This is a genomic window from Lysobacter solisilvae, from assembly GCF_016613535.2.
Classification (GTDB): domain Bacteria; phylum Pseudomonadota; class Gammaproteobacteria; order Xanthomonadales; family Xanthomonadaceae; genus Agrilutibacter; species Agrilutibacter solisilvae.
The window spans coordinates 143,370-155,590 of record NZ_CP071518.1 but is presented as its reverse complement, the minus strand read 5'-3'; the positions used below and the strand labels follow the sequence as shown (position 1 = coordinate 155,590).

Annotated in this window: 13 protein-coding genes; all 13 read left to right on the top strand. The window is 68.8% G+C overall.

Annotated elements, in window-relative coordinates; genetic code table 11:
• The first annotated feature begins 163 nt into the window (after positions 1 to 163).
• The 13 genes from I8J32_RS00725 to queE all read left to right on the top strand — a co-directional run bounded on the left by I8J32_RS00725 (position 164) and on the right by queE (position 12,186).
• On the top strand, positions 164 to 895 hold the full coding sequence (locus tag I8J32_RS00725) for a YebC/PmpR family DNA-binding transcriptional regulator (protein ID WP_200614163.1): 732 nt from the start codon (positions 164 to 166) through the stop codon (positions 893 to 895).
• A 162-nt stretch (positions 896 to 1,057) separates the two neighbouring features.
• Positions 1,058 to 1,579 (top strand): crossover junction endodeoxyribonuclease RuvC, encoded by a 522-nt coding sequence (gene ruvC / locus I8J32_RS00720; RefSeq protein WP_200614162.1) that lies wholly within the window; start codon positions 1,058 to 1,060, stop codon positions 1,577 to 1,579.
• A complete protein-coding gene (ruvA, locus tag I8J32_RS00715; RefSeq protein WP_200614161.1) occupies positions 1,576 to 2,166 on the top strand; it encodes a Holliday junction branch migration protein RuvA in 591 nt (196 codons plus the stop codon). The genes ruvC and ruvA overlap by 4 nt, the downstream gene beginning before the upstream one ends.
• Before the next feature lie 50 nt (positions 2,167 to 2,216).
• Positions 2,217 to 4,133 (top strand): potassium transporter Kup, encoded by a 1,917-nt coding sequence (locus I8J32_RS00710; protein ID WP_200614160.1) that lies wholly within the window; start codon positions 2,217 to 2,219, stop codon positions 4,131 to 4,133.
• A 117-nt stretch (positions 4,134 to 4,250) separates the two neighbouring features.
• Complete coding sequence (gene ruvB, locus I8J32_RS00705; protein WP_200614158.1) at positions 4,251 to 5,324, top strand: Holliday junction branch migration DNA helicase RuvB; 1,074 nt, start codon at positions 4,251 to 4,253, stop codon at positions 5,322 to 5,324.
• Between the two features lie 236 nt (positions 5,325 to 5,560).
• Positions 5,561 to 5,968 (top strand): tol-pal system-associated acyl-CoA thioesterase, encoded by a 408-nt coding sequence (gene ybgC, locus I8J32_RS00700; protein ID WP_200614157.1) that lies wholly within the window; start codon positions 5,561 to 5,563, stop codon positions 5,966 to 5,968.
• Complete coding sequence (gene tolQ, locus I8J32_RS00695; protein WP_200614155.1) at positions 5,965 to 6,765, top strand: protein TolQ; 801 nt, start codon at positions 5,965 to 5,967, stop codon at positions 6,763 to 6,765. Before ybgC ends, tolQ begins: the two co-directional genes overlap by 4 nt.
• 90 nt (positions 6,766 to 6,855) lie before the next feature.
• On the top strand, positions 6,856 to 7,299 hold the full coding sequence (gene tolR / locus I8J32_RS00690) for a protein TolR (RefSeq protein WP_200614153.1): 444 nt from the start codon (positions 6,856 to 6,858) through the stop codon (positions 7,297 to 7,299).
• Positions 7,300 to 7,360: 61 nt separating this feature from the next.
• Complete coding sequence (locus tag I8J32_RS00685) at positions 7,361 to 8,290, top strand: TonB C-terminal domain-containing protein (RefSeq protein ID WP_200614151.1); 930 nt, start codon at positions 7,361 to 7,363, stop codon at positions 8,288 to 8,290.
• 109 nt (positions 8,291 to 8,399) lie between these two features.
• Positions 8,400 to 9,713 carry a Tol-Pal system beta propeller repeat protein TolB gene (tolB, locus tag I8J32_RS00680; RefSeq protein ID WP_200614150.1) on the top strand — a complete coding sequence of 438 codons (1,314 nt, stop codon included), beginning with the start codon at positions 8,400 to 8,402 and terminating at the stop codon, positions 9,711 to 9,713.
• A 269-nt stretch (positions 9,714 to 9,982) separates the two neighbouring features.
• Positions 9,983 to 10,498 (top strand): peptidoglycan-associated lipoprotein Pal, encoded by a 516-nt coding sequence (gene pal / locus I8J32_RS00675; RefSeq protein WP_200614148.1) that lies wholly within the window; start codon positions 9,983 to 9,985, stop codon positions 10,496 to 10,498.
• A 142-nt stretch (positions 10,499 to 10,640) separates the two neighbouring features.
• The gene (gene ybgF / locus I8J32_RS00670) at positions 10,641 to 11,447 is read left to right on the top strand and encodes a tol-pal system protein YbgF (RefSeq protein ID WP_455423545.1); all 807 of its coding nucleotides are present in this window, start codon (positions 10,641 to 10,643) and stop codon (positions 11,445 to 11,447) included.
• 64 nt (positions 11,448 to 11,511) lie between these two features.
• Complete coding sequence (gene queE, locus I8J32_RS00665; protein ID WP_200614145.1) at positions 11,512 to 12,186, top strand: 7-carboxy-7-deazaguanine synthase QueE; 675 nt, start codon at positions 11,512 to 11,514, stop codon at positions 12,184 to 12,186.
• Positions 12,187 to 12,221: the final 35 nt, after the last annotated feature.

Sequence of the window (12,221 nt, the reverse complement as noted above, 5' to 3'; positions counted from 1 at the left end):
GGCCACCGACGCGCGTGGTCGCGCAGGGCCCGGTGCACGCCTCGCGGCCTGGGCGCTGTCCATCGGCGGGTGCCGCGGCGAGGCCCGATTTCATCGCTGCCCGATCGCGCCGCGTTCCCGGGCTAAAATAACCATCCCTTCCAGATCACGCACGGAATCATCCATGGGTCGTGGCCCTTCCATCGAAGCCCGCAAGAACGCGGTGGACGCCCAGCGCGGGAAGATCTTCACCAAGATCATCCGCGAGATCAGCGTGGCGGCGCGCGCCGGTGGCGGCGATCCGTCGGGCAATCCGCGCCTGCGCACGGCGGTGGACAAGGCCCTGGGCGTGAACATGTCCAAGGACGTGATCGAGCGCGCCATCAAGAAGGCGACCGGCGAACTGGAAGGCGTGGTCTACGAGGAAATCCGCTACGAGGGCTACGCGCCCGGCGGCGTGGCCGTCATCGTCGATTGCCTGACCGACAACAAGGTCCGCACCGTGGCCGACGTGCGCCATGCCTTCGGCAAGTTCGGCGGAAACCTGGGCACCGATGGCTCGGTGGCCTTCATGTTCCGCAAGCTGGGCGTGCTCTCGTATTCGCCCGGCGCGGACGAGGAGAAGATCACCGAAGCGGCCATCGAATCGGGCGCCGACGACATCGTCGTCTACCCGGAAGACGGCGCGATCGACGTGATCACCTCGCCCGATGCCTTCAACGCGGTCAAGGCGGCGATGGAAGCCGCTGGCCTGGCGCCGGAGCTCAGTGAAGTGACCCTGCGCGCCGACAACGACGTCGCCGTCAGCGGCGACACCGCGCAGCAGGTGGTCAAGCTGCTGCGCTGGCTGGAAGACATGGACGATGTGCAGAACGTGTATTCGAATGCCGATCTCGGCGAAGACGCGTATGCGTAGCCAGGCGCGGGAGGCGGGGATCGGGCGGCCGGAACGGGCGTTCCCGGTCGCCGGTGACCGCCATGGCCGCGGGCCAGACCGCGCATGGGCACGGCGCAATCCGTCCCCGGCCATCGTCGTGCATCCATTCCCAGCCCGCATTGCCGTCGTCCAGTTGGTTCCATGACCCGCATCCTGGGCATCGATCCCGGCTCGCAGCGCACGGGCGTGGGCATCGTCGACGTCGACACCACGGGACGGCCGCGCCACGTGTTCCACGCGCCGCTGCTGCTGCTGGGCGAGGGCGAGTTCCCGCAGCGCCTGCGCCGGCTGCTCGACCAGCTGGGCGAGATCCTCGACACCTACCGGCCCGACGAGGTCGCCATCGAGAAGGTGTTCATGGCACGCAACCCCGATTCGGCGCTGAAGCTGGGCCAGGCCCGCGGCGCGGCCCTGTGCGCGGCGGTGCTGCGCGACCTGCCCGTGCACGAGTACGCCGCCAAGGAGGTCAAGCTGGCCGTGGTCGGCACCGGCGGCGCGGACAAGGCCCAGATCCAGCACATGGTGGGCATGATGCTGGGGCTGCAGGGCAAGCTGCAGGCCGACGCGGCCGACGCGCTCGCCGTCGCCATCACCCATGCCCACGTACGCTCCACCGCGCAGCGGCTGGGGATCAGCACCACGCAGGCCTGGGGTCGCAAATGATTGGTCGCCTGAAAGGCATCATCGTCCACAAGCAGCCGCCCTGGCTGGTCGTCGACGTCAACGGCGTGGGCTATGAGCTGGAGGCGCCGATGAGCACCTTCTACGACCTGCCCGAGCTCGGCCGTGAAGTGGCGTTGTTCACCCACTATGCGCAGAAGGAGGACAGCGTCTCGCTGTACGGCTTCCTGCGCGAGGGCGAGCGGCGGCTGTTCCGCGACGTGCAGAAGGTGACCGGCATCGGCGCGAAGATCGCGCTGGCGGTGCTTTCGGGCGTGTCCGTGGACGAATTCGCCCGCCTGGTGCAGTCCGGCGACATCACCGCGCTGACGCGCATCCCGGGCATCGGCAAGAAAACAGCAGAGCGCATGGTCGTGGAACTGCGTGACCGTGCGGCCGACCTGGCCGGCGTGGGCGCGACGCTGAACGCCGGCGGCGGCCCGCATGATCCCCAATCCGAGGCGGTCAGCGCCCTCCAGCAGCTGGGCTACAAGCCCGCCGAGGCCGTCCGCATGGCCGCGGCCGCGGTCGCCGCCGGCGATGACGCTGCCACCATCATCCGCAAAGCGCTACAGTCCGCGCTCCGCTGAGCCGGCCCGTCCGTCCAGCCCGCCCGACCCCGCACGTTCCCGGAAGGCCCATGGCCAGTACCGCTAGTTCCACCCCTTCGCACGGCCACAACGGGCACGGCAGCGTCGGCCTCGCGGGCCTGGTGGTCGGTGCGATCGGTGTCGTCTTCGGCGACATCGGCACCAGTCCCCTGTACACGCTGAAGGAAGCGTTCACGCCGCACTACGGCCTGGTCGCCAACCACGACACCGTGCTCGGCATCCTGTCGCTGATCTTCTGGGCGCTGATGATCGTGGTCACGCTCAAGTACGTGACGATCATCATGCGCGCCGACAACGAAGGCGAGGGCGGCATCATGGCGCTGATGGCGCTGGCCCAGCGCACGCTCGGCAAGGGCTCGCGTTCCGCGTATGCGGTGGGGATCCTGGGTATCTTCGGCGCGTCGCTGTTCTTCGGCGACGGTGTGATCACGCCCGCGATCACCACGCTGTCGGCGATCGAAGGGCTGGAGGTGGCCGCCCCGAAACTGCATGCCTATGTCGTGCCGTTGACCGTGCTGGTGCTGATGGCGCTGTTCGCCACCCAGCGCTTCGGCACGCACAAGGTGGGCAAGGTGTTCGGCCCGATCACGCTGCTCTGGTTCGCGGCCCTGGCCGCGATCGGCCTGCACAACATCGGACAGAGCCCGGAAGTCCTCAAGGCCTTCAACCCGTTGTGGGGCGCCCGCTTCTTCATCGAGCACGGCTGGCACGGCATCTTCATCCTGGGCGCGGTGGTGCTGGCGGTCACCGGCGGCGAGGCGCTGTACGCCGACATGGGCCATTTCGGCGCCAAGCCGATCCGCTATGGCTGGTACTTCTTCGTGCTGCCGGCACTGATGCTGAACTACCTGGGGCAGGGCGCGCTGCTGCTGGACAACCCCGCCGCGGCGAAGAATCCCTTCTACCTGGGCATCCCGCAGTGGGCGCTGTACCCGATGATCGTGCTGGCCACGGCCGCGGCGGTGATCGCGTCGCAGGCGGTGATCACCGGGGCATATTCGGTGGCGCGGCAGGCGATGCAGCTGGGTTACATCCCGCGCATGCAGATCAAGCACACCTCCAAGGAAACCATCGGGCAGATCTACATCCCGGCGATCAACTGGACGCTGATGCTGGCGGTGATCACCCTGGTGCTGACCTTCCGGACCTCGACGGCGCTGGCCTCTGCCTACGGCGTGTCGGTGTCGGGCACGATGCTGATCGACACCCTGCTGCTGGCGCTGGTGGCCCGCGCCACCTGGCCCCGGCATCGGACCTGGGTGCTGCCGCTGTGCGTGCTGTTCGCGGTCATCGAGCTGGCGTTCCTGGTGGCCAATGGCGTGAAGTTCCTCGACGGCGCATGGTTCCCGGTGGTGCTCGGCCTGCTGGTGTTCACCGTGCTGCGCACCTGGCGCCGCGGCCGCGAGCTGCTGCACGCCGAAATCCGCAAGGAGGGCATCCAGCTCGACACCTTCCTGCCCGGCCTGATGCTGGCGCCACCGGTGCGCGTTCCGGGCACCGCCGTGTTCATGACCGCGCAGACCGGCGTGGTGCCGCATGCACTGCTGCACAACCTCAAGCACAACAAGGTGCTGCACGAACGCAATGCCTTCCTGACGGTGGAAACGCTCAACGTGCCCTACGCGGCGCGCGACCGTCGCCTCAAGATCGATTCCATCGGCGGCGAGGACTTCTACCGCGTGGTCATCCGCTTCGGCTTCATGGAGACGCCCGACGTCCCGCTCGCGCTGATGCGCAGCTGCGACCAGGGCGGCATCCATTTCGATCCGATGGACACCACGTACTTCGCCAGCCGCGAGACCGTCATCGCCAGCCGCCACCGCGGCATGCCGGTGTGGCGCGACAAGCTGTTCGCGGTCATGCATCGCAATGCCGCCCCCGCCACGGGCTTCTTCCGGATTCCGAGCAATCGGCTGGTGGAGCTGGGCGCGCAGGTCGAGATCTGAAGCGCAGGAGTCAGGGGGTAGGAGTGAGAAGAGAGGAAAAGCCATCCCTTGGCGCCGGCTGATGCTTTCTCTCATTTCTCACTCCTCTCCCCCTCATTTCTGCCCCACAATCCCCCCATGACCGACCCACGCATCGTCTCGCCCGCCGCCACCCGCGAAGAGGACGCCATCGAAGCGTCGATCCGGCCCCGGCGGCTGGACGAGTACCTGGGCCAGGCGCCCGTGCGGGAACAGATGCAGATCTACATCTCGGCGGCCAGGGGACGGGGCGAGGCACTCGACCACGTGCTGATCTTCGGCCCGCCCGGACTGGGCAAGACCACGCTGAGCCACGTCATCGCCAACGAACTGGGCGTGAACCTGCGCCAGACCTCGGGTCCGGTCATCGAGAAGGCCGGCGACCTGGCCGCGCTGCTGACCAACCTGCAGCCGCACGACGTGCTTTTCATCGACGAGATCCACCGCCTGTCGCCCGTCGTCGAGGAGGTGCTGTACCCGGCGATGGAGGACTACCAGATCGACATCATGATCGGGGAGGGCCCGGCGGCCCGTTCGATCAAGCTCGACCTGCCGCCCTTCACCCTGATCGGGGCGACCACCCGCGCCGGCCTGCTGACCGCGCCGCTGCGCGACCGCTTCGGCATCGTCCAGCGCCTGGAGTTCTACAGCGCCGAAGAGCTGACCCGCATCGTGCGTCGCTCCGCGCAGATCCTGGGCATCGACTGCGACCCGCATGGCGCCGCGGAGATCGCGCGCCGCTCCCGCGGCACGCCCCGCATCGCCAACCGCCTGCTGCGCCGCGTGCGCGACTACGCGCAGGTCAGGGCCGACGGTGCGATCACGCGCGAGACCGCCGACTCGGCGATGAAGATGCTCAAGGTGGATGCGGAAGGGTTCGACGACCTCGACCGTCGCATGCTCACGACGATCATCGAAGCCTTCGACGGCGGCCCGGTGGGCGTGGAATCCCTGGCCGCGGCGCTCAGCGAGGAGCGCGGCACCCTCGAGGACGTGATCGAGCCCTACCTGATCCAGCAGGGGTACCTGGTGCGCTCGGCACGCGGCCGGATGGCGACGCCCAAGGCCTATCGCCACATGGGTTTCAGGCCCAAGGCGGGGGCAAAGGACCTGTTCGCCGAAAGGCTGGACACCCCAAATCAGGAACCGGGGAACGAGGAACAGGCCACGTGAGTGCGCCGCGCCGGTCTGCGGGCGCGATCGGCCACGCAGCAGCACGTCGCCGGTGCTCGCGGACGGTTGGAGTTCGCACTTCCCACCGTGCATGCCCCGCAGTTCTCGATCGCCCGTGCAATGGTCATGACCAATGCCGCAGCGGGCCTGTCAAGATCTCCCGCAGCGCGCGCACCGCGATCGCATGCCCTGGCTTCTTCGCAATCCCCCTTCCCGTGAGCGCCGTTTCTTAACGCATGTTCAGCCACTCTGTCCGGATTTACTGGGAAGATACCGACGCCGGTGGTGTCGTGTACCACGCGCAGTACGTCGCGTTCCTGGAGCGCGCGCGCAGCGAATGGATGCGTGCGCAGGGCTACGGCCAGGACCTGCTGCGGCGCGAATACGGCCTGCTGTTCGCGGTCCGCGCGATGCAGCTGGATTTCCTGAAACCGGCGCGGCTGGACGATGCGCTGGAAGTCACCGCCCGCGTCCGCGAGTGCCGGCGCGCCAGCCTGGTGTTCGGCCAGCAGATCCGGCGTGGTCCGGACCTGCTGCTCACCGCCCAGGTCCGCGTGGCGGCGCTGGGCATCGACTTCCGTCCCGCGCCCATCCCGCAACCGCTGTATGACGAATTGAACGCCCTGGTGGAGAACGACGAATGACCCCCGCAACCCTCATCGCCATGCAGGCCACCGTCGAAGCGCTGCCCGAGGATGCGCCCGCGCAGTCCGCGGAACTGGCGCAGCAGGCCGTCGCCGGCGTCGCCGCCGCGCCGGGCGGCAGCGAGTTGAACCTGCTGCAGCTCGTGCTCGACGCCAGCCTCCCCGTGCAGCTGATCATGGCGCTGCTGATCGTCGCCTCGGTCGTGTCATGGGTGATCATCTTCCGCAAGCGCAGCGTCATCGCCCGCGCGCAGAAGGAGGCCGAGCGTTTCGAGGAACGCTTCTGGTCTGGCGCCGAGCTGACCAAGCTCTATGCCGGCGCCACCCAGGGCCGCGGTCCGATCGGCGGCCTGGAATCCATCTTCGAGGCCGGCTTCCGCGAGTTCGACCGCCTGCGCCAGCGCAGGAGCACCGACGCGCGGGTGCAGCTCGAAGGCGCGCAGCGGGCGATGCGCGCGACCGGCTCGCGCGAGATCGACGGCTTGGAGCACAACCTGGAACTGCTGGCCAACATCGGCTCCACCGCGCCCTACATCGGCCTGGTCGGCACCGTGTTCGGGATCATGGTGACGATGCACGGCCTGCTCGCCAGCGGCGCGCAGGTGGGCATCAAGGACGTCGCACCGGGCATCTCCGAGGCGCTGCTGGCCACCGCGATGGGCCTGTTCGTCGCCATCCCCGCCGTCTGGGCCTACAACCGCTTCGCCAATGGCGTCGAGCGGCTGGCCGTGCGTTACGACGCCTTCGCCGAGGAGTTCTCCTCGATCCTGCAGCGCCAGGCGCACGTGGACGAATGACGACCCCGACGGCCCGCCCCGGCCGTTGACCCGGCTGTTGACCGGGCTGTTTGACCGGGCTGTTTGACCAGGATTTACGAGGAACACGCCATGACCGCCCTTTCCATGCGCCGCCATCGCAAGCGCAAGCTCAAGGCCGAGATCAACGTCGTCCCCTACATCGACGTGATGCTGGTGCTGCTGGTGATCTTCATGGTCACCGCGCCGCTGCTGACGCTCGGCGTGGACGTCGACCTGCCGCGCTCGAACGCCAAGTCGGTCAACGCGAAAGAGGACCCGATCGTCGTCAGCGTGTATCCCGACGGCGCGCTCGCCCTGGCGGTGAAGGCCGGGCAGAACGAAACGGTCACCGCCCAGGGCCTGGAGGCGCGCGTGCGCGCGATCGTCGCCCAGAACCAGGACGCGTCGGTCTTCGTCGCCGGTTACGGCGAGGGCAAGTACCAGGACGTGATGAACGTGATGGAGCTGCTCCAGCGCGCGCAGGTCAAGAAGATCGGGCTGATGAGCCAGCCCAAGCAGGGTGCCGCCAAGTGATCGAGGGATCCGCCCGCATGGTCGCGGTCCGCCTGGCCGGTGCGTCCGGCGGGGCGCAGCCATGAAGGAAACTCCGGGCGATACCGCGCGCGCCCTTGGCCTTGCCATCGCGCTGCACGTGCTGCTGTTCCTGCTGCTGTTCGCCGGCATGTGGTGGACCCGCAGCGGCGCGCCGGCGGCCGCGGGCGCGATCTCGGCCGAGCTGATGGCCACCAGCGACTTGTCCGCGGCCATGCAGCGCACCCTGCGCCAGAAGCCCGAGCCCATCGTCGAACCCGTGCCCGAGCCGGAACCCGAACCCGAGCCCGAACTGCCCGAGCCGCTCCCCGAGCCGGTCGAGGAGCAGCCGCAGCCACAGGATTTCATCCCGGTGCCCGACGAGGTCGACCAGGCCGAAGTCACCGACCAGCCCACGCCGACGCCGGCCACCGAGGACAAGGTCCAGGAAGCCAAGCAGCGCCAGGAGCAGGTGGACCTGACCGAGCAGGAGCGCCAGCAGGCCGCCCAGCGCCAGGAGCGGCTGACCGAAATGGAGCGCCAGCGCCAGAAGCAGCTCGAGGACATCCGCCGCCGCCGCGCCGCCGCCGCCCGCGAGGCCGACTTGGCCGAGCAGCGCCTGCAGCAGCTGGCGCAGGTCCGCGCGGGCAATGCCGCCGAAGCGGCGGCCCAGGCCGATGCCACCGCCACCGGGGCGGGCGGGCAGGACGACGGCCTGCGGGCCCGCTACGTCGCGGCGATCCAGGCCGCCGTGCTGTCGAAATGGACCCGCCCCGAGTCGGTGGCGGTGGGCAGCCAGTGCCGCGTGATCATCCGCCAGCTGCCGGGCGGGCAGGTCATGTCGGCCGAAGTCGCCTCCCCCTGCGCGCTGGACGAACAGGGCCGGCGATCGGTCGAGGCGGCCGTCCTCAAGGCCCAGCCGCTGCCGTACGCCGGCTTCGAGTCGGTGTTCGCGCGCCAGCTCAACCTCAACTTCCGTGCCGAAGACCGCTAGTCAGTTGGCACGTTCAGCTGGTTCAGCTTTGAGCCAGCGTTCACCGGGTAGCTGTTAACAATTCCCCCAAACCTGAACAGATCAATCCCGGATCTGGCATGGAGCACTGATGAATCGACCTCTCGCCTGGCTGACCCGCCTGCTCGTCCTCCTCATGCCGCTCGCGGCCCACGCGCAATCGGGCGGCCTGGACATCGACATCGTCGGTGGCAACGCGTCGGCCACGCCGATCGCGGTGATCCCGATGCAGGGGGCGCCCGGGATGCAGACCGACATCGCCCAGGTGGTCGCCGCCGACCTCAACCGGTCCGGCGCCTTCCGCAGCCTGCCGCCGCAGGACATCGTCGAGCGGCCCTCGCGCGGCAGCGAGATCAACTTTCCCACTTGGACCGCCCTCAACCAGGACTACATCCTGGTCGGACGCGTGGCCGACACCGGCGATGGCGGCTTCCGCGTCGAGTACGAACTGTTCGACACGGCCAAGCCCACCGAGCGCCTGCTGGGGTACGCGCTGACCGCGCGCGCCAACGCCATGCGCGACGTCGCCCACCAGGTCGCCGACGCGGTGTACGAGAAGATCACCGGCGTCCGCGGCGCCTTCTACACCCGCATCGCCTATGTCACCGCATCGGGCGTGGGCAAGGGTGCGCGCTATGCGCTGATGGTCGCCGACAGCGACGGCTTCAACCCGCAGACCGTCGTGCGCTCGACCGAGCCGCTGCTATCGCCGGCGTGGAGCCCGGATGGCGGCCGCCTGGCGTACGTCAGCTACGAGGGCGGCAACTCGTCGGTCTACGTGCAGACCATCGCCAGCGGTGCGCGCGAGCACATCGCCAGGTTCCGCGGCATCAACGGCGCTCCGTCGTTCTCGCCCGATGGCCGGCGACTCGCACTGACGCTGTCCAAGAGCGGCAACCCGGAGATCTACGTGATGGACCTGGGCAGCCGCGCGCTGACCCAGATCACCAACCACTCCGCGATCGATACCTCGGCGGTGTGGAGCGGCGACGGCGCCAGCCTGTACTTCGTGTCCGACCGTGGCGGCAAGCCGCAGGTCTACCAGGTGCCGTCCTCCGGTGGCGGTGCCTCGCGCGTCACCTTCCAGGGCAGCTACAACGCCGACCCGACCGTCTCGGCGGACGGCAAGAAGATCGCCGTCACCCAGGGCGGGGGCAACTACCGCATCGCGATGATGGATCGCGGCGTGGGCGGCAGCTGGACCAACCTCTCCCCCGGCTCGCTCGACGAGTCGCCCAGCTTCGCACCCAATGGAATGATGATCCTTTATGCTGCCCGTGAAGGCCGCCGGGACGTGCTGTACGCCGTTTCCTCCGACGCCCGCGTGCGCCAGCGCCTGGTACTGGCCGATGGCGACGTGCGCGAACCGGCGTGGGGCCCGTTCCGTGGTCGTCCGAATCCCTGAGTCCGAAGAACCCACCACCCGAACCACACGGTGCGCGGCGCGCCTCGGATGCACCGCCGCTCCGCGCCACCGATGGCACCACCGCTGCGCGAGTCAGCGATCCGTTCCGCCGCGACTGCAGACCGTTTCAATGGAACGATTGCAGAAGCAAGATCTTCAAGAAGCACCCGATCTTGAAGAAGCACGATCTTGAAAAAGCACGATCCTAAAAAAGCACGATCGCCAACCCGCGCCATCCCCCTGTTTCCAAGCTCATAGACGAGGACACCATGAACAACACCGCCCGCATTCTGGTCGCCGCGCTGCTGTGCACCACGGCCGTGGCCTGCTCGAAGAAAGTGAAGGAAGTTCCGCCGGCCGACACCGGTCCCAGCACCACCACTCCGGTCACCGAGACCCCGACCACGCCGGGCGCCTACGGTCCCGAAGACCTGGACACCGACGCCTGCCTGCGCCAGCGCGTCGTGTACTTCGACTTCGACCAGGACTCGCTGCGTCCCGAGTTCCAGGCCATCGTCGCCTGCCACGCCAAGTACCTGCGTGACCGTCCGTCCTCGCGCATGACCCTTGAAGGCCACGCCGACGAGCGCGGCAGCCGCGAGTACAACCAGGGCCTGGGCGAGCGCCGCGGCAACGGCGTGTCCTCGGGCATCCAGGCCAACGGCGGCTCGGGCTCGCAGGTCATGGTCAGCAGCTACGGCGAAGAGCGCCCGACCTGCACCGATTCGACCGAAGACTGCTGGGCCAAGAACCGCCGCGTCGAGATCGTCTACACCGCGCGTTGATTCGCCCTGCTGGAGCGCGACGGCCGGCCCCTCGGGGTCGGCCGTCGTTCCATCCGGCACCGCGCTCAGGCCCCGTTGATCCCGGGCGCGCAAGATCTGCTTCGTCCTCGCCATTTTCCGGAAAGCCGCCATGCGTCCTGCCCTGCGCCCTCGTCTTCTCCTGGCCACCGTCGCCCTGACCCTGGCCTTCGCCGCGCCGGCCCACGCCCAGCGCGTCAGCCTGGCCGACCGCGTGGCCACGCTCGAGGCGCGGGCCGCCAACAACCAGGCCAATGTGGACATGCTCAACCAGCTCAACCAGCTGCGTGCCGAGGTGCAGACGCTGCAGGCCCAGGTTGAGGAGCTGCAGCAGCAGAACCAGCAGCTGCTGTCGTCCAGCAAGAGCCAGTACATCGATCTCGACAGCCGGCTGGCCCGGCTCGAGGGCGGTGCGGCGCCGATCACGCCGCCTGCCACGCCGGTCACGACCCCGGCCACGCCCCCCAAGGCCGCCGCCCCCGTCCCGCAGGACCGCCAGCCCGCTGTCTATGGCGATCCGGGCGCCCTGTCGCAGGGTGCCGGTGAACGCGCCGCCTACGACGCAGCCTTCGGCGCCCTGAAGGCCGGGCAGTACGCCCAGGCCGCTGAACTGTTCCAGGGCTTCCTGGCGCAGTACCCCAGCGGCAGTTTCGCGCCCAACGCCCTGTACTGGCTGGGCGAAAGCTATTACGTCACGCAGAACTACACCCTGGCGCGCGAGCAGTTCCAGATGCTGATCGATCGCTACCCGACCCACGACAAGGCCCCCGGTGCCTTGCTGAAGGTGGGGCTGTCGATGTACGGCGCCCGCGACTTCGACGGCGCACAGGCGGCGCTGAACGAAGTCGTCTCCCGCTACCCGGGCACCGACGCGGCACGCACCGCCTCCGATCGCCTCAGCGCGATGCAGCTGGGCCAGATGCAGCGCTGAATCCGCGGGTTTCGGCCGCCCTCTGGCCACCGGGCCGGACGCGGACGCACGGTACAATGGCGGCATGAGCGCCGTACCGACCGAGGTGGCCGCCTCCGCGGACCGCCTCAAGATCACCGAAATCTTCCTCTCGCTGCAGGGCGAGGCCCGCCAGGCGGGCTGGCCCACCGTGTTCGTGCGCCTCACCGGCTGCCCGCTGCGCTGCCAGTACTGCGACACCGCCTACGCCTTCCACGGCGGCGACTGGTGGACCATCGACGACGTCGTCGAGCAGGTCCGGCGCCAGGGCGTGCGCCACGTCTGCGTCACGGGCGGCGAGCCGCTGGCCCAGAAGCGCTGCCTGGTGCTGCTCCAGCAGCTCTGCGATGCCGGCTTCGAGGTGTCGCTGGAAACCTCCGGCGCACTGGACATCGCCGCGGTCGACCCGCGCGTGTCGCGCGTGCTCGACATCAAGACGCCCGGTTCGGCCGAAGTCCACCGCAACCTGTGGGAGAACCTGGCCCAGCTCACCGCGCACGACCAGGTCAAGTTCGTGATCTGCTCGCGCGCCGATTACGAGTGGGCCCGCGACGTCGTCGCCGAACACCGCCTGCAGGACACCTGCGAGGTGCTGTTCTCGCCCAGTTTCGGGCAGGTCCAGCCGCGTGAACTGGCCGACTGGATCGTCGCCGACCGCCTGCCGGTGCGCTTCCAGATGCAGCTGCACAAGATCCTCTGGAACGACGAGCGCGGTCGCTAGGCCGGCCGTCCACGTCCACGCAACGTCGGCGCCGC

Coding starts and splice junctions, on each gene's coding strand:
- queE (WP_200614145.1), top strand. CDS start 11,512: ATGAGCGCCGTACCGACCGAGGTGGCCGCCTCCGCGGACCGCCTCAAG.
- pal (WP_200614148.1), top strand. CDS start 9,983: ATGAACAACACCGCCCGCATTCTGGTCGCCGCGCTGCTGTGCACCACG.
- ybgC (WP_200614157.1), top strand. CDS start 5,561: ATGTTCAGCCACTCTGTCCGGATTTACTGGGAAGATACCGACGCCGGT.
- ruvB (WP_200614158.1), top strand. CDS start 4,251: ATGACCGACCCACGCATCGTCTCGCCCGCCGCCACCCGCGAAGAGGAC.
- I8J32_RS00725 (WP_200614163.1), top strand. CDS start 164: ATGGGTCGTGGCCCTTCCATCGAAGCCCGCAAGAACGCGGTGGACGCC.
- ruvC (WP_200614162.1), top strand. CDS start 1,058: ATGACCCGCATCCTGGGCATCGATCCCGGCTCGCAGCGCACGGGCGTG.
- tolQ (WP_200614155.1), top strand. CDS start 5,965: ATGACCCCCGCAACCCTCATCGCCATGCAGGCCACCGTCGAAGCGCTG.
- tolB (WP_200614150.1), top strand. CDS start 8,400: ATGAATCGACCTCTCGCCTGGCTGACCCGCCTGCTCGTCCTCCTCATG.
- I8J32_RS00710 (WP_200614160.1), top strand. CDS start 2,217: ATGGCCAGTACCGCTAGTTCCACCCCTTCGCACGGCCACAACGGGCAC.
- tolR (WP_200614153.1), top strand. CDS start 6,856: ATGACCGCCCTTTCCATGCGCCGCCATCGCAAGCGCAAGCTCAAGGCC.
- I8J32_RS00685 (WP_200614151.1), top strand. CDS start 7,361: ATGAAGGAAACTCCGGGCGATACCGCGCGCGCCCTTGGCCTTGCCATC.
- ruvA (WP_200614161.1), top strand. CDS start 1,576: ATGATTGGTCGCCTGAAAGGCATCATCGTCCACAAGCAGCCGCCCTGG.